This is a genomic window from Ramlibacter ginsenosidimutans (genome assembly GCF_016654015.1).
Taxonomy (GTDB): domain Bacteria; phylum Pseudomonadota; class Gammaproteobacteria; order Burkholderiales; family Burkholderiaceae_C; genus Ramlibacter; species Ramlibacter ginsenosidimutans.
This window is the reverse complement of the sequence record NZ_JAEPWM010000001.1, coordinates 168839-184210: the sequence shown is the minus strand read 5'-3', so window position 1 is coordinate 184210 and position 15372 is coordinate 168839. Positions and strand designations below refer to the sequence as shown.

At 68.1% G+C, this 15372-nt stretch carries 21 protein-coding genes; 18 read left to right on the top strand and 3 right to left on the bottom strand.

Going from position 1 to position 15372, the window contains the following annotated elements; translation table 11 throughout:
* The first annotated feature begins 18 nt into the window (after window positions 1-18).
* From hisB to tatC, 11 genes are all read left to right on the top strand, one after another.
* Window positions 19-615, top strand: coding sequence for an imidazoleglycerol-phosphate dehydratase HisB (gene hisB, locus JJB11_RS00975; protein WP_201166035.1), 597 nt, complete (start codon window positions 19-21; stop codon window positions 613-615).
* Window positions 616-673: 58 nt separating this feature from the next.
* Window positions 674-1321: an imidazole glycerol phosphate synthase subunit HisH gene (gene hisH, locus JJB11_RS00970; protein WP_201166034.1), complete on the top strand. Its 648-nt coding sequence runs from the start codon at window positions 674-676 to the stop codon at window positions 1319-1321.
* Between the two features lie 51 nt (window positions 1322-1372).
* Window positions 1373-2116, top strand: coding sequence for a 1-(5-phosphoribosyl)-5-[(5-phosphoribosylamino)methylideneamino]imidazole-4-carboxamide isomerase (hisA, locus tag JJB11_RS00965; protein WP_201166033.1), 744 nt, complete (start codon window positions 1373-1375; stop codon window positions 2114-2116).
* Window positions 2117-2126: 10 nt separating this feature from the next.
* Complete coding sequence (gene hisF / locus JJB11_RS00960; protein WP_201166032.1) at window positions 2127-2906, top strand: imidazole glycerol phosphate synthase subunit HisF; 780 nt, start codon at window positions 2127-2129, stop codon at window positions 2904-2906.
* A gap of 39 nt (window positions 2907-2945) precedes the next feature.
* A complete protein-coding gene (gene hisI / locus JJB11_RS00955) occupies window positions 2946-3341 on the top strand; it encodes a phosphoribosyl-AMP cyclohydrolase (RefSeq protein ID WP_201166031.1) in 396 nt (131 codons plus the stop codon).
* A complete protein-coding gene (locus JJB11_RS00950; RefSeq protein ID WP_201166030.1) occupies window positions 3338-3712 on the top strand; it encodes a phosphoribosyl-ATP diphosphatase in 375 nt (124 codons plus the stop codon). The genes hisI and JJB11_RS00950 overlap by 4 nt, the downstream gene beginning before the upstream one ends.
* Window positions 3713-3731: 19 nt before the next feature.
* Window positions 3732-4097, top strand: coding sequence for a DUF4870 family protein (locus JJB11_RS00945; protein ID WP_201166029.1), 366 nt, complete (start codon window positions 3732-3734; stop codon window positions 4095-4097).
* A 37-nt stretch (window positions 4098-4134) separates the two neighbouring features.
* Entirely contained in the window at window positions 4135-4491 is a 357-nt protein-coding gene (locus JJB11_RS00940) for an HIT domain-containing protein (protein ID WP_201166028.1), read from the top strand.
* 64 nt (window positions 4492-4555) lie between these two features.
* On the top strand, window positions 4556-4798 hold the full coding sequence (gene tatA, locus JJB11_RS00935; protein ID WP_201166027.1) for a Sec-independent protein translocase subunit TatA: 243 nt from the start codon (window positions 4556-4558) through the stop codon (window positions 4796-4798).
* Between the two features lie 13 nt (window positions 4799-4811).
* On the top strand, window positions 4812-5270 hold the full coding sequence (gene tatB / locus JJB11_RS00930; protein ID WP_201166026.1) for a Sec-independent protein translocase protein TatB: 459 nt from the start codon (window positions 4812-4814) through the stop codon (window positions 5268-5270).
* 34 nt (window positions 5271-5304) lie between these two features.
* Entirely contained in the window at window positions 5305-6099 is a 795-nt protein-coding gene (tatC, locus tag JJB11_RS00925) for a twin-arginine translocase subunit TatC (protein WP_201166025.1), read from the top strand.
* Between the two features lie 192 nt (window positions 6100-6291).
* Here the strand turns inward: tatC and JJB11_RS00920 are convergent, their stop codons facing one another.
* Together JJB11_RS00920 and JJB11_RS00915 are read right to left on the bottom strand one after the other, a co-directional pair.
* Window positions 6292-7455, bottom strand: coding sequence for a S1C family serine protease (locus JJB11_RS00920; RefSeq protein ID WP_201166977.1), 1164 nt, complete (start codon window positions 7453-7455; stop codon window positions 6292-6294).
* Between the two features lie 47 nt (window positions 7456-7502).
* Entirely contained in the window at window positions 7503-8771 is a 1269-nt protein-coding gene (locus tag JJB11_RS00915; protein WP_201166024.1) for a diguanylate cyclase domain-containing protein, read from the bottom strand.
* A gap of 84 nt (window positions 8772-8855) precedes the next feature.
* On the opposite strand from JJB11_RS00915, the gene JJB11_RS00910 reads away from it, so the two are divergent.
* Both JJB11_RS00910 and pdxA read left to right on the top strand, forming a co-directional pair.
* A complete protein-coding gene (locus tag JJB11_RS00910) occupies window positions 8856-9614 on the top strand; it encodes a Nif3-like dinuclear metal center hexameric protein (RefSeq protein WP_201166023.1) in 759 nt (252 codons plus the stop codon).
* Window positions 9615-9639: 25 nt separating this feature from the next.
* Window positions 9640-10659, top strand: a complete 1020-nt coding sequence (gene pdxA, locus JJB11_RS00905; protein WP_201166022.1) for a 4-hydroxythreonine-4-phosphate dehydrogenase PdxA — start codon at window positions 9640-9642, stop codon at window positions 10657-10659.
* On the opposite strand, the gene mscL is transcribed toward pdxA, so the two are convergent.
* Window positions 10656-11117: a large conductance mechanosensitive channel protein MscL gene (gene mscL, locus JJB11_RS00900; protein WP_201166021.1), complete on the bottom strand. Its 462-nt coding sequence runs from the start codon at window positions 11115-11117 to the stop codon at window positions 10656-10658. The two genes, pdxA and mscL, sit on opposite strands and share 4 nt — an antisense overlap.
* Window positions 11118-11244: 127 nt before the next feature.
* Between mscL and petA the strand changes: the two genes are divergently transcribed.
* The 5 genes from petA (at window position 11245) to JJB11_RS00875 (ending at window position 15272) form a co-directional block, all read left to right on the top strand.
* Window positions 11245-11841 carry a ubiquinol-cytochrome c reductase iron-sulfur subunit gene (petA, locus tag JJB11_RS00895; protein ID WP_201166020.1) on the top strand — a complete coding sequence of 199 codons (597 nt, stop codon included), beginning with the start codon at window positions 11245-11247 and terminating at the stop codon, window positions 11839-11841.
* An 11-nt stretch (window positions 11842-11852) separates the two neighbouring features.
* Window positions 11853-13262 carry a cytochrome b gene (locus JJB11_RS00890; protein WP_201166019.1) on the top strand — a complete coding sequence of 470 codons (1410 nt, stop codon included), beginning with the start codon at window positions 11853-11855 and terminating at the stop codon, window positions 13260-13262.
* Between the two features lie 17 nt (window positions 13263-13279).
* Window positions 13280-14035 carry a cytochrome c1 gene (locus JJB11_RS00885; protein ID WP_201166018.1) on the top strand — a complete coding sequence of 252 codons (756 nt, stop codon included), beginning with the start codon at window positions 13280-13282 and terminating at the stop codon, window positions 14033-14035.
* Between the two features lie 99 nt (window positions 14036-14134).
* Complete coding sequence (locus JJB11_RS00880) at window positions 14135-14746, top strand: glutathione S-transferase N-terminal domain-containing protein (protein WP_061500777.1); 612 nt, start codon at window positions 14135-14137, stop codon at window positions 14744-14746.
* Window positions 14747-14765: 19 nt separating this feature from the next.
* Entirely contained in the window at window positions 14766-15272 is a 507-nt protein-coding gene (locus JJB11_RS00875) for a ClpXP protease specificity-enhancing factor (protein WP_201166017.1), read from the top strand.
* Window positions 15273-15372 lie beyond the last annotated feature (100 nt).

Here is a 15372-nt window from a genome sequence, read left to right as displayed (position 1 = left end):
GAACCGCAGAAAGAGATCATGAGTCACCACCGGCAAGCGGCGGTGACCCGCAACACCGCCGAAACCCAGATCACGGTCAGCGTGAACCTGGATGGCTCCGGCCGGGCGAAGCTCGCCACCGGCATCGGCTTCTTCGACCACATGCTGGACCAGATCGCCCGCCACGGGCTGATCGACCTCGACATCCAGGCGAAGGGCGACCTGCACATCGACGGCCACCACACGGTGGAGGACGTCGGCATCACCCTGGGGCAGGCGGTGTACCAGGCGGTGGGCGACAAGAAGGGCATCCGCCGCTACGGCCACGCCTACGTGCCGCTGGACGAGGCGCTCTCGCGCGTGGTGATCGACTTCTCCGGCCGCCCCGGCCTCATCATGAACGTGCCGTTCAAGAGCGGCATGATCGGCGGCTTCGACACCCAACTCGCGCACGAATTCTTCCAGGGCTTCGCGAACCACGCTTTCGTGACACTGCACATCGACAACCTGCGGGGCGAGAACGCGCACCACCAGTGCGAGACGGTGTTCAAGGCCTTCGCCCGGGCGCTGCGCGCCGCGCTGGAGCTCGACCCGCGCGCCGCCGGCACCATTCCCTCGACGAAGGGCTCCCTTTGACCGCCGCACGAACTCGAGCGGGCGGCGTTGCCGAGGCGGCGAGGGCGGAGGCTTCCTGATGTCCCGTACCGTGGCCGTGGTGGACTACGGCATGGGCAATCTCCGCTCCGTGTCGCAGGCCGTGCTGCACGTCGCCCAGGGCAGCGGCGTGACCGCCATCGTCACCTCGCGACCCGAGGACGTGCGTGCCGCCGAACGCGTGGTGCTGCCGGGGCAGGGCGCCATGCCCGATTGCATGCGCGAACTGCGCGACTCGGGCCTGCTCGAGTCCGTGCTGGAGGCCGCGGCCTCCAAGCCCCTCTTCGGCGTCTGCGTAGGCATGCAGATGCTGCTGGATCGCAGCGAGGAAGGGCCCACCGACGGCCTGGGGCTGATCCATGGCGAGGTGGTGCGCTTCCAGCTGGAGGGCCAGCGCCAGCCCGATGGCAGCCGCTACAAGGTGCCGCAAATGGGCTGGAACCGCGTCAACCAGGCCCGTCCGCACGCCATGTGGGCTGGCGTTCCCGACGAAAGTTGGTTCTACTTCGTGCATTCCTTCTACGCGCGCCCGTCCGACCCGCGCCACAGTGTTGGGGAATGCGAGTACGGAGTTCGCTTTACCTGTGCCTTGGCCCGCGATAATATTTTCGCGACCCAGTTCCATCCCGAGAAAAGCGCCGACCAGGGCCTCTCGCTCTATCGCAACTTCCTGCACTGGAATCCCTGACCGCTCAGGAAGCGGCCCACCTTCCCACCCAGTGCCCGCAGCACCTCCCCCATGCTCCTGATTCCCGCGATCGACCTGAAAGACGGCCACTGCGTACGCCTGAAGCAGGGCGACATGGACCAGGCCACCACCTTCAGCGAGGACCCCGCCGCGATGGCGCGCACCTGGCTGGAGCGCGGCGCGCGCCGCCTGCACCTGGTGGACCTCAATGGCGCCTTCGCCGGCAAGCCGCAGAACTTCTCCGCCGTGCGCTCCATCCTGCGCGCGGTCGGCGACGACATCCCGGTGCAGCTCGGTGGCGGCATCCGCGACCTCGACACGATCGAACGCTACATCGACGGCGGCCTGCGCTACGTGATCATCGGCACCGCGGCCGTCAAGAACCCCGGATTCCTGAAGGACGCCTGCACGGCCTTCGGCGGTCACATCATCGTCGGCCTCGATGCGAAGGACGGCAAGGTGGCCACCGACGGCTGGAGCAAACTGACCGGGCACGAGGTGGTGGACCTCGCCCGCAAGTTCGAGGACTGGGGTGTCGAGTCCATCATCTACACCGACATCGGTCGCGACGGCATGCTCACCGGCATCAACGTCGAGGCCACCGTCAAGCTCGCCCAGTCCCTCTCCATTCCCGTGATCGCCTCCGGCGGCCTGTCCTCCATGCAGGACATCGAGGCCCTGTGCGCCGTGGAGGACGAGGGCATCGAAGGCGTGATCTGCGGCCGCGCGATCTACTCGGGCGACCTCGACTTCGCCAAGGCGCAGGAGCGGGCGGACGAACTCGGCCAGGGCTGAAGCGCCTGCCATGCTCGCCAAACGCATCATTCCCTGCCTCGACGTCACCGGCGGCCGTGTCGTCAAGGGCGTCAACTTCGTGGAGCTGCGCGATGCGGGCGACCCGGTGGAGATCGCCGCGCGCTACAACGAGCAGGGCGCGGACGAACTGACCTTCCTGGACATCACCGCCACCAGCGACGAACGCGACCTGATCCTGCACATCATCGAGGCCGTGGCCTCGCAGGTGTTCATCCCGCTGACCGTCGGTGGCGGCGTGCGTACGGTCGAAGACGTGCGGCGGCTGCTCAATGCGGGCGCCGACAAGACCAGCTTCAATTCCGCGGCGGTGGCCAACCCGGACGTGATCTCGGCGGCGTCCTCGCGCTACGGCGCGCAGTGCATCGTGGTGGCCATCGACGCCAAGCGCCGCAGCGCCGAAGACGCGGCCACGCGCGGAGCGGGCTGGGACGTGTACACCCATGGCGGTCGCCGCAACACGGGCCTGGACGCCGTGGCCTGGGCGAGCGAGATGGCGCGGCGCGGCGCCGGCGAGATCCTGCTCACCAGCATGGACCGCGACGGCACCCGCTCCGGCTTCGATCTTGAACTCACGCGCGCGGTGAGCGACGCCGTGCCGGTGCCGGTGATCGCCTCCGGCGGGGTCGGCAACCTGGACCACCTGGCCGACGGCATCCAGCAGGGCGGCGCCGACGCCGTGCTGGCGGCCAGCATCTTCCACTACGGCGAATACACCGTCGGCCAGGCCAAGCACCGCATGTCCGAGCGCGGCATCCCGGTCCGCCTGTAGCCTGGTCGCAGCGGCCGGCGGCCGTGGGACAATCCGGCCATGGACTGGCTGGACGAAGTCAAGTGGGATGCGCAGGGGCTGGTGCCCGTCATCGCGCAGGAAGCTGCCAGCGGCGACGTGCTGATGTTCGCCTGGATGGACCGCGAGGCGCTGCGCCGCACCGCGGAACTCGGGCGCGCGGTGTACTTCAGCCGCTCGCGCGGCAAGCTGTGGGCCAAGGGCGAGGAGTCGGGGCATGTCCAGCAGGTGCACGAAATCCGCCTGGACTGCGACAACGACGTGGTCCTGCTCAAGGTGACGCAGCTCGGGCACGAGCCCTCCATCGCCTGCCACACCGGGCGCCACAGCTGCTTCTACCAGGTGTTCCGTGACGGGGCCTGGCAGGCGGTCGAGCCCGTGCTGAAGGACCCGTCCACCATCTACGCCAAGCCATGAGCACGCCCCCGTCCGATCCGCTGGCCCGCCTGGCCGCCGTCATCGAGAGCCGCAAGCCCGCCAACGGCGGCGACCCCGAGGCGAGCTACGTCGCCCGCCTGCTGCACAAGGGGCCGGACGCCTTCCTGAAGAAGATCGGGGAGGAGGCCACCGAAGTGGTCATGGCGGCCAAGGACGTCGACCACGGCGGCGACCGCCACAAGCTGGTGGGCGAAGTGGCGGACCTGTGGTTTCACTGCATGATCGCGCTGGCGCACTACGGCCTGGCGCCGGCGGACGTCGTCGCCGAACTGCAGCGCCGCGAAGGCCTGTCCGGCCTGGAAGAGAAGGCATTGCGCAAGGCGCGCGCACGCGAGGGCGCCGGGGACTAGACCGCACGAGGAGGCAGCCATGCCGGAAACCGACTACGTGAACCTGGACGACGACAACGGCGCGGGCAGCAGGCGCCGCACCGTGATGCAGGTGCTTTACGGCATGCACACCGTCTCCCCGTTCACGCTGTGGAGCCTGTCGATCATCGCGCTGGTCATCCACTACGTCCTGCGCTCGGACGAGACCGACCCGCTGTACCGGGAACACCACAACTACATGATCCGCACGGTGTGGTGGACGCTGCTGTGGCTGGCGCTCGCGGGGCCGCTGTGGTTCCTGCTGATCTTCCCCGGAGCGGTCGCATACACCGTGATCGGCGCCTGGTATCTGTACCGCTGCCTGCGCGGCTGGCTGCGCTTCAACGACAATCGCTACCCCACCTGAAGCGGCCACCCACCGGCCCGGGCGGGACGGAGGCAACGTGTCCGACCCCCACTGCATCTTCTGCAAGATCGTCGAAGGCAAGATCCCCTCGAAGAAAGTCTACGAGGACGAGGAGATCCTCGCCTTCCACGACATCCATCCCTGGGCGCCCGTGCATTTCCTGCTGATCCCCAAGGAGCACATCACGTCGATGACGCACGTGGAGGAACGGCATGCGCCCATGCTGGGGCGGATGATGGCGCTGGTGCCCAAGCTCGCGGCCCAGGAAGGCTGCCGGCCTTATCCCGAGGGCGGCTTCCGCGTGGTGTGCAACACCGGCGGCGACGGCGGGCAGGAGGTGCCGCACCTGCATTTCCACGTCATCGGCGGGCCCCGGCCGTGGCTGAAAGGCTGAGCTTGCCCTTCGGGCGAACTTCGCAGCCCGACTAGAATCCGAGCAGTAAACAGGAGTTTGATCCATGGGTTCCTTTTCCATCTGGCACTGGCTGATCGTGCTGTTGATCGTGGTGCTCGTCTTCGGCACCAAGAAGCTGAAGAACATCGGCCAGGATCTCGGCGGCGCCGTCAAGGGCTTCAAGGACGGCATCCGCGAAGGTGGGGCTCCCGAGACGCCCGTGCCGCCGGCTTCGCAGGTGACGGCCTCTCAGGGCCCGACCGGCGACAAGACCACCATCGACGTCGAAGCCCGCAACAAGTCCTGAGCCGGCTGACGACGTGATCGACCTCGGCCTCGAAAAGATGATCGTGATCGGCGCCGTGGCGCTGATCGTGATCGGGCCCGAAAAGATGCCGCGCGTGGCCCGCACGGTGGGCACGCTGCTGGGCAAGGCGCAGCGCTACGTCAACGACGTCAAGGCCGAAGTGAATCGCTCCATGGAGCTCGAGGAACTTCGCAAGATGAAGGAGACGGTGGAGAGCGCCGCACGCGACGTCGAGAGCTCCGTGTCCAGCGCCGCCGCCGACTTCGAGAAGCAGTGGCAGGACGCCGCGTCGACCGCGCCGCCGCTGCCCGACCTGGCGCCCGCCTACCCCGAGTACCGGCATCCGAAGAAGAAATGGCGCGTCAAGCAGGGCGCCGTGCCGCACTGGTACAAGGCCCGTGCCGGCGTGCGCACCCGCGCGCTGTCCGGCGCCGCGCGCGTGGCAAAGTACCGCCCCCGCAAGTCCAACTGACAGCGGCGCCGGCCAGCCCGGCGACCGCTTCCCTATGTCCACAACTCCGAACGACCCGGAAGACGAACTGGCGGGCACCGAGCAGCCCTTCGTCGCGCACCTCATCGAGCTGCGCGACCGGCTGATCCGCTCGATCATCGCCATCGGCGTGGTCGCAGCGGTGCTGGCCGTCTTTCCCGGCCCCTCGGCGCTCTACGACCTGCTGGCCGCGCCGCTGGTGGCGCACCTGCCCAAGGGCGCGACCCTGATCGCCACCTCGGTGATCTCGCCGTTCGTGGTGCCGCTGAAGATCATGCTGATGGCGGCCTTCCTGCTGGCGCTGCCGGTGGTGCTGTACCAGGTGTGGGCCTTCGTCGCGCCCGGCCTGTATTCGCACGAGAAGCGGCTGGTGCTGCCGCTGGTGGTCTCCAGCACGATCCTGTTCTTCCTGGGCGTGGCGTTCTGCTACTTCTTCGTGTTCGGCCGGGTCTTCACCTTCATCCAGAGCTTCGCGCCGAAAAGCATCACGGCGGCGCCTGACATCGAGGCGTACCTGAGTTTCGTGCTCACGATGTTCCTCGCGTTCGGCGCGGCCTTCGAGGTGCCCATCGTGGTGGTGGTGCTCGCGCGCATGGGCATCGTGCCCGTCGAGAAGCTCAAGCAGTACCGCGGCTACTTCGTCGTGGTGGCCTTCATCGTGGCCGCCGTCATCACGCCGCCGGACGTGGTCTCGCAGCTGGCGCTGGCGATCCCGATGTGCCTGCTGTACGAAGCGGGCATCTGGGCGGCGCAGATCTTCGTGAAGCACACCAAGGCGCCCGAGGAAGAAGGCGAGGCAGCGAAGCCCTAGCCCTGGGCCTCGCGGCCGGTCGCGCAAGCGAGTGCGGTTTCAGGAACTGGAACGCAGAGGGCGCAAAGGTTACGCAGAGGACGCAGAGGGACTTCCATTGAAGGAATGTCTCTTTTGCGAATCTTGGCTGTTCCTTTTGCGCTCTTTGCGTATCGAAGTCCGTTCCCCGCTGTCAGCAATCGCGAAGCGGTGTCAGCGCTGCGGCAGCGCCTGGGGCTGCGGCTTCGGCTTGGGGCGCTTGCCGGGGGTGACGGTGACCTCCAGGTTCTCGTCGCGGCGCTGCAGCTTGAAGGGCGTGGCGGTGCCGGGCTTCAGCGAAGCCACGGTGGTCAGCAGCTCGGAGACGTTCGCCACGTCCTTGCCGCCCACCGCCACGACGACGTCGCCCGGACGCACGCCCGCCTGCGCGGCAGGGCCGTTCTGCAGCACGCCCGTGATCAGCACGCCCTTGCGCGCCTTCACGCCGAAAGTCTCCATCAGCTCGGGCGAGAGGTCCGCCGGCTCCACGCCGATCCAGCCGCGGGTGACCACGCCGTCCTTGACGATGCCTTCGAGCACGAGTTTCGCCGTGGACACCGGGATGGCGAAGCCGATGCCCATGCTGCCGCCCGAGCGCGAGTAGATGGCGGTGTTGATGCCCATCAGGTTGCCGTTGACGTCCACCAGCGCGCCGCCCGAGTTGCCGGGGTTGATCGCGGCGTCGGTCTGGATGAAGTTCTCGAAGGTGTTGATGCCCAGCTGGTTGCGCCCCAGTGCGCTGACGATGCCGCTGGTGACGGTCTGGCCGACGCCGAAGGGATTGCCGATGGCCAGCACCTGGTCGCCGACCTGCAGCGCATCGGAGTTGCCCAACGTGATCACCGGCAGCCGGTCCAGGTTGACCTTGAGGATGGCGAGATCCGTCTCCGGGTCGGTCCCGATCACCTTCGCGCGCGCCTTGCGGCTGTCGTTCAGGACCACGTCGATTTCGGTGGCGCCCTCCACCACGTGGTTGTTGGTGAGGATGAATCCGTCGGGGCTGATGATGACGCCGCTGCCCAGCCCGCTTTGCGGCACCGAGCCCTGGTCGCCGAAGAAGAAGCGGAACCACGGATCGTCGGCAGAGGACCGGTCGGCGGCCTTGCTGGTGTTGATGCTCACGACCGCCTGCGAGGCCTTCTGGGCCGCCACCCGGAAGCTGCCCGCCGGAATCGCGTTGTTCGGCAGGCTCGGCGCCTCGCTGAGGGTGACGCCGGTCGTGGCCGTGCTCACGGCCGGGCGCTGGTGCACCCACTCCGGCTTGAGCGTCAGCACCACGAAGTAGGCCGCCAGCAGCACCGTGACGGCCTGGGAGAACACCAGCCAGTAGCGTCGCATCGTCTTCACTCGGGAAAGCCCAAGTGTATGCCGTGCGTTGAGGCGGGTCAGCCCGCGGGCCGCTGCACGGACAGTCCTGCACGCACGGGCCCGCCTCCACGCACGGGCGCGAGTTGCGCCGACTCGACCGCGACCACCTCGCCGCTGACGGGATCGATCATCGCGGTGCGGGACGGCAGGGCGCGGGCCGCCTCGGCGAGGCGCTGCGCGAGGTCCAGCACGTCCTCGAGCTCCGCCGGTTTGCGGTCCAGGTGCACGACCCCGACGCCGACCTCCACGCGCACCCGCAGCGCCTGCCCGCCGCGGCCCGTCACCTCCACCGGCTGGCGCAGGGCGGCGGCCGTGCGCAGGGCCAGCGTCCGCAGCCAGGGGCGGCCCGGGATGGTCTCCACCAGGGCCACGAAGCAGCGGTCCCAGTAGCGCCCGACCGGATTGGCCAGGCCCACCTGCCGCTGGATGCGCGCGGCCAGCGTCATCCACACCTCGTCGAGGGCCGCACCGCCGGCGTCGCGGGCGATGCGTTCCGGCTCGAACACGATGATCGCGAGCAAGGCGCCCTCGCGGCGGGTGCGGCCCCGGCGCTTCTGCGCGGCCAGCAGTTGCTGCACCAGCGAGGTCGCGCTGTGCAACCGGGTGACGGGGTCGAGCAGGGGCACGCTGCCCGTCTCGCGCGTGCGCCAGGCGCGCCGCGCGCGCCGCCACAGGCCGTGCCCGGTCAGTGCATTGCTGCCGACGGCGGCCAGTGCGATGGCGCCCTGGCCCGCGAGCTTCCAGGAGCCCAGGTGCATCGCCAGCGCATAAAGCCCCGCGATGGCCGGCAGCGTGAGCACGCAGCCCGCGGCCATGGTCAGCGCCAGCCGGTCGCCGATGGTCCAGGCACGGAACGTGAGCCAGCAGGTGAGGCCGCTGCCGGCAAGTGACAGCAAGGCGGCCGCGGGCAACTGCAGGTGGGCCGGGAGCGCGAGCGCCGCGATGCCGCCGACCGGCAGGGCGAGCGCCGAGGCGCGCAGGATGGCGGCCATCACGCGGTCGCGCTCGCCCGCGGCCAGCCAGCCGTGGATCCAGAAATTGGACAAGCCCACGCACACCGGTCCCGCCAGCACCTGCAGGACGTGCAGCCGCGCGGTCGCCGGCTGCGCCACCTGTCGCAGCACGCCGCTTTCGACCAGCACCAGCAGGAACACGCTCAGGTGGTAGGCGAGGGCGCGTGCCTGCACGCTGCCACGCCGCAGCAGCAGGTCGGCGGCGCGCGCCAGCGCCACGGCGGCGATCGCGCCGAGCGCCATGCTCCACAGCGTCAGTGCCTGTGCACCCATCGGACCTCCTGGGAAGCGGCGATGTTCGCGCCGGCCACTGCGGCCGCGTAGGAGAATGTGGCGTCGTCCCTGTGCCCTATTTCCATGACCCCACGGCAAGACCTGCTGCAAGCCTTCGATACCCTGCTCGCACCGGAGCGCTTCAAGGACTACGGGCCGAACGGCCTGCAGGTGGAAGGGCGCGCGTCGGTGGGCAAGATCGTGTCGGGCGTGACCGCGAGCCGAGCGCTGATCGAGGCGGCGATCGCCCGCAAGGCGGATGCCCTGTTCGTGCACCACGGCCTGTTCTGGCGCGGGCAGGACGGCCGGGTGACCGGCTGGATGAAGCAGCGGCTCGCGCTGCTGCTCGCGCACGACATCAACCTGTATGCCTACCACCTGCCGCTGGATGCGCATCCGCAGCTGGGGAACAACGCGCAACTCGGCGCCGTGCTGGGCCTGCAGGCCGATGCGCGCTTCGGCGAACAGGACCTGGGCTTCCTGGGCGGGCGCACGGACAGGCAGGCATTCGCGGATGGCGAAGCGCTCGCCGCCCACGTGCGCAAGGCGCTCGGCCGGCCGGTGACCTGCGTGCCGGGGGCGGCCGGGCCGATCCGGCGCATCGCCTGGTGCACCGGCGGGGCGCAGTCGTACTTCGAGGCGGCCATCGCCGCCGGCGCACAGGCTTTCCTCACCGGGGAAATCTCCGAGCCGCAGGCGCACTACGCCCGCGAGTGCGGCGTCACCTTCCTCGCCTGCGGCCACCACGCGAGCGAGCGCTACGGGGCACCCGCGGTCGCCGGCCACGTCGCACAGGCGCTGGGCATCGCGCACGAGTTCGTCGACATCGAGAATCCCGCATGAGCGCGGGCAAGCCTGGGGAGGTCCTGTGAAGCCGATCGCGCTGACCATCGGCGACGTCGCCGGCATCGGGCCGGAGATCATCGCGAAGGCCTTTGCGCAGGAGCCTGCGCTGACGCAGGGCTGCTTCGTGGTCGGCGAGCTCGAGGCGCTGCGCCGCGGCACCGCCATCGCCGCCGGCGGGCAGCCGCCGCTGCCCGTCGCGGTGATCGGGGACCTCGCCGAGCTCGCACAGGTGCCGCCGCGCTGCATCCCGCTGTGGGCGGTGCGCGCGCCGTTCGCGCAGCTGCCGGCGCTGGGCCAGGTCAGCGCCGATGCGGGCCGGCTCGCCGCCGATGCGGTGCTGTGGGCCGCGCAGGCCGCGCTGCGCGGCGAGATCGCAGCGCTGGTGACCGCGCCGCTGCACAAGGAGGCCCTCGCGGCCGCGGGCGTGCCCTTCCCGGGCCACACCGAGCTGCTGCAGGCGCAGGCTGCATTGCATGCCGGGGTCGCCGTGGAGCAGATGCCCGTGCGCATGATGCTGGCGAACGACGAATTGCGCACCGTGCTGGTGAGCATCCACATGGCGCTGCGCGATGCCCTGGCCGCCGTCACCCACGACAACGTGCTGCAGACCCTGCGCATCACCAACGCTGCACTGGCCCGCTCGCTCGGGCGGCGGCCCCGCATCGCCGTGGCCGGCCTCAACCCGCACGCCGGCGAGGGCGGCCTGTTCGGGCGCGAGGAGATCGACGTCATCGTGCCGGCGATGCAGGTGGCGGAGCGCGACGGCCTCGACCTGCACGGTCCGTTCGCGCCCGACACGGTCTTCATGCGCGCGCGCCGCGGCGAGTTCGACGTGGTGGTCGCGATGTACCACGACCAGGGCCTGATTCCCGTGAAGTACCTGGGTGTGGAGAAGGGCGTGAATGTCACGCTGGGGCTGCCGCTGGTGCGCACCAGCCCCGACCACGGCACGGCCTTCGACATCGCCGGCCGCGGCAGCGCCGATCCGGCGAGCCTCGTCGAGGCCCTGCGGATGGCGCGCACCCTCGCGCCCGGCCCCTAGCGGGCCGCGGCGGGCAGGCCGGTCTTCAGGCTGTCGCGGATCTCGCGCAGCAGCTGCACGTCTTCCGGCGGCGGTGCGGGCTCGGTGGGCTTCGCCTCGGCCGCGGCGTGCTGCCGGCGCAGCCGGTTGACCTGCTTAACCATCAGGAAGATCACGAAGGCCAGGATCAGGAAGTTGATCGCCACGGTCACGAAGCTGCCCCAGGCCAGCACCGGCACCCCCGCCTTCTTCAGCGCGTCCAGCGTCATGGGCGTGCCGGCCGGCGGCTGCGCGAGCACCAGGAACATGCTGGAGAAATCCAGCTTGCCCACGACGCGCGAGATGATCGGCATCACGATGTCGTTCACCAGCGAATCGACGATCTTGCCGAAGGCCGCGCCGATGATGACGCCCACGGCGAGGTCGACGACGTTGCCCTTGATCGCGAACTCGCGGAATTCGTGCAGCAGTTTCTTCATGTCTCTTCTCCTGGTGCCTGGCGAATGCGGAAGTATGCGCGAGCCGGCCCGGGGGGTGGAATCGGGTGGAAACGACCCGCTACAATCGCCGGTTGACCCTCAACAACGAGAGATCCTCGAGGACCCCATGAGCAACTCCACGGTGGACGCCAGCAAAAGGACGTGGCTGATCGCGTCCAGTTGTGCCGGCGCGGTGGGCGCGGGCTTTGTCGCCGTCCCATTTGTCAGCAGCTTCGAGCCGTCCGAAAGAGCCAAGGCCGCCGGCGCACCGGTTGAAGTGGACATCTCGGCCCTTCAGCCCGGGCAGAAGATGACGGTCGAATGGCGCGGCAAGCCGGTCTGGATCCTGCGCCGCACGCCGGAGATGCTCGCCTCGTTGAAGAAGACCGACAACGAAGTCGCGGACCCGGACTCCAAGCGCACGGCGTACCCGATCCCGGACAACTGCAAGAACGAGTGGCGTTCCATCAAGCCGGAGTACCTGGTGCTCGTTGGCATCTGCACGCACCTCGGTTGCTCGCCCGGCGACAAGTTCCAGCCCGGTCCCCAGCCTTCGCTGCCGGACGACTGGCAGGGCGGCTTCCTGTGCCCCTGCCACGGTTCGACCTTCGACCTTGCGGGCCGCGTCTACAAGAACAAGCCGGCGCCGGACAACCTGCAGGTGCCGCCGTACCAGTACCTGTCGGACACCCGGCTCCTGATCGGCGAAGAAAGCAAGGCCTGAACGGACGCACCATGGCTGAATTCAAGGAAATCTCCCCGAACGCCAGCACCGGCGCCAAGCTGGACAACTGGCTGCGCAATCGTTTCCCGACCGCGTTCGACGCCTACCGCGTCCACATGTCGGAGTACTACGCGCCCAAGAACTTCAACTTCTGGTACTTCTTCGGCTCGCTCGCGCTGCTGGTGCTGGTGATCCAGATCGTCACCGGCATCTTCCTGGTGATGCACTACAAGCCGGACGCGGCCACCGCCTTCGGCTCCGTCGAGTACATCATGCGCGACGTGCCCTGGGGCTGGCTGATCCGCTACATGCACTCCACGGGTGCGTCGGCGTTCTTCATCGTCGTCTATCTGCACATGTTCAAGGCGCTGATCTACGGCAGCTACCGCAAGCCGCGCGAGCTGGTGTGGATCTTCGGCTGCATGATCTTCCTGATGCTGATGGCCGAGGCCTTCTTCGGCTACCTGCTGCCCTGGGGCCAGATGTCCTACTGGGGCGCGCAGGTGATCGTGAACCTGTTCTCCGCGATCCCCTTCGTCGGCGACCAGCTCTCGCTCCTGATCCGCGGCGACTACGTGGTGAGCGACGCGACGCTGAACCGCTTCTTCAGCTTCCACGTGATCGCGATCCCGCTGGTGCTGCTGGGCCTCGTGGTGGCGCACCTGTTCTCGCTGCACGACGTCGGCTCCAACAACCCGGACGGCATCGACATCAAGGGCCCCGGCCAGCCGAAGGACGCCGCCGGCCACCCGCTGGACGGCATCCCGTTCCATCCGTACTACTCCGTGCACGACATGGTGGGCGTGTCGGTGTTCCTGATGGTGTTCAGCGCGATCATCTTCTTCGCGCCGGAACTGGGCGGCTACTTCCTGGAGTACAACAACTTCATCCCGGCCGACTCGCTGAAGACGCCGCTGCACATCGCGCCGGTCTGGTACTTCACGCCCTTCTATTCGATGCTGCGCGCGACGACCGACGTGATGGTGAACGTGTTCGCGATCATCGTGGTGCTGGCCGCCGTTTGGGCCTTCTTCCGCAGCCGCCTGTCCATGATCGGCAAGATCGCGGTCGTGGTGATCGCCGCCATCGCGGTCGTGCTGCTGAAGAACCTGGACGCGAAGTTCTGGGGCGTGGTCGTCATGGGCGGCGCCGTCATCATCCTGTTCTTCCTGCCCTGGCTGGACGCGAGCCCCGTGCGCTCGATCCGGTATCGCCCGGGCTGGCACAAGGGCGTGTACGGCGTGCTCGTCGTGTTCTTCCTGGTGCTGGGCTACCTGGGCATCGAGCCGCCGTCGCCCATGGGCACGCTGATCGCGCAGGTCGGGACGATCTACTACTTCGGCTTCTTCCTGCTGATGCCGTGGTGGAGCCGGCTGGGCTCGTTCAAGGCCGTGCCCGACCGCATCACCTTCGCGCACTGAAGCCCGGAGCCAAGAGAATGAAAAAACTGATCCTCACCGTGCTGCTGGCCCTGGGCAGCCTGACGGGTGCGCTGGCCGCGGAGGCGGAAGTCCACTGGGACAAGGCGCCCAGCCGGACCAACGACCTGCCGGCCCTGCAGACCGGCGCCAAGCTGTTCGTCAACTACTGCCTGAACTGCCACTCGGCCGCCTTCATGCGCTTCAACCGCCTGAAGGACATCGGCATTTCCGAGCAGCAGATCAAGGACAACCTGCTGTTCGTCACCGACAAGGTCGGCGACACCATGAAGTCGCCGATCGACCCGAAGGACGCCAAGGAATGGTTCGGCGCCGTGCCGCCCGACCTCACCCTGGTCGCCCGCTCGCGTGCCAGCCACGCCGGCTCGGGTCCCGACTACCTCTACACCTACCTGCGCAGCTTCTACCGCGACCCGTCGCGGCCGACCGGCTGGAACAACCTGGTCTTCCCGAACGTGGGCATGCCCAACGTGCTGTGGCAGCTGCAGGGCGACCGCGAACCGGTCTTCGCCAAGATCGAGGAGCACGGCCAGGAGGTCGAGGCCTTCAAGGGCTGGAAGCAGGTGACCCCCGGCACCATGACCGAGCTGCAGTTCGACCAGGCCGTCGGTGACCTCGTCGGTTACCTGCAATGGATGGCCGAGCCGGCGCAGAACGAGCGCGTGCGCATCGGCACCTGGGTGCTGCTGTTCCTTGCCGTCTTCACGGTCATCGTCTGGCGCCTCAACGCGGCGTTCTGGAAAGATGTCCACTAGGTAACAAGCGCGGTCCGGCGCCGCCGGACATGCGGACTTCGACGATGTAGAGTGGGTCCTCATCGGCCCACTCTTTTTGGTTTTTAAAGGACTTTCAAAATGATGGTGCTGTACTCGGGAACGACCTGCCCCTTCTCCCATCGCTGCCGCTTCGTTCTGTTCGAAAAGGGCATGGACTTCGAGATCCGTGACGTCGACCTGTACAACAAGCCGGAAGACATCAACGTGATGAACCCGTACGGGCAGGTGCCGATCCTGGTGGAGCGCGACCTGATCCTGTACGAGTCGAACATCATCAACGAGTACATCGACGAGCGCTTCCCGCATCCGCAGCTGATGCCCGGCGACCCGGTGGACCGTGCGCGCGTGCGCCTGTTCCTGCTCAATTTCGAGAAGGAGCTGTTCGTGCACGTGTCGACGCTGGAGTCCCGCGCGGCGAAATCCAACGAGAAGGCCCTGGAAAAGGCGCGCTCGCACATCCGCGACCGCCTGACGCAGCTCGCGCCCGTGTTCCTGAAGAACAAGTACATGCTGGGCGAGAACTTCTCCATGCTGGACGTCGCCATCGCGCCGCTGCTGTGGCGCCTGGACTACTACGGCATCGAACTGTCCAAGAACGCGGCCCCGCTGCTCAAGTATGCTGAGCGCATCTTCTCGCGTCCCGCCTACATCGAGGCGCTCACGCCCTCGGAAAAGGTGATGCGGAAATAAAGCTGTCCTCGCGGAGCCCATGAACGCACTCGAATCGACGTCCACCCGCCCGTACCTGATCCGGGCCCTGTACGAATGGTGCACCGACAACGGCTTCACGCCGTACGTCGCGGTGCTGGTGGACGACAGCGTGCAGGTGCCGCGCGAGTACGTGAAGAACGGCGAGATCGTGCTGAACATCAGCTACGACGCGACCAGTTCGCTCAAGCTGGGCAACGACTTCATCGAGTTCAAGGCGCGTTTCGCCGGGAGCGCCCGCGAGATCATGGTGCCCGTGAACCGGGTCATCGCGATCTACGCGCGCGAGAACGGGCAGGGCATGGCGTTCCCCGTTCCGGTGGCCGGCGCGCCCGCGGAGGACACGGGGCCCGCCAAGGCCTCGCCGCTCTCCAGCGTGCCTGCCGCGCCGGTGGACGAAGGCAAGGTGGTGCAGCTCGTGACCCCCGACGAGGCTGGCAAGCCGCCCGAGCACGAGCCGCCCAAGCCGCCCAGCGGCCCGCGTCCGGCGCTCAAGCGGATCAAGTAGCGGAGGAGGTGTGGCTGCGCCCAGGGCTGCGTGGCACGAGCCGGCTTGCCTTCACGGGCTGGCGCAGGGCGGCTGCGCTCCCTCCTGCGCATCTGATCTA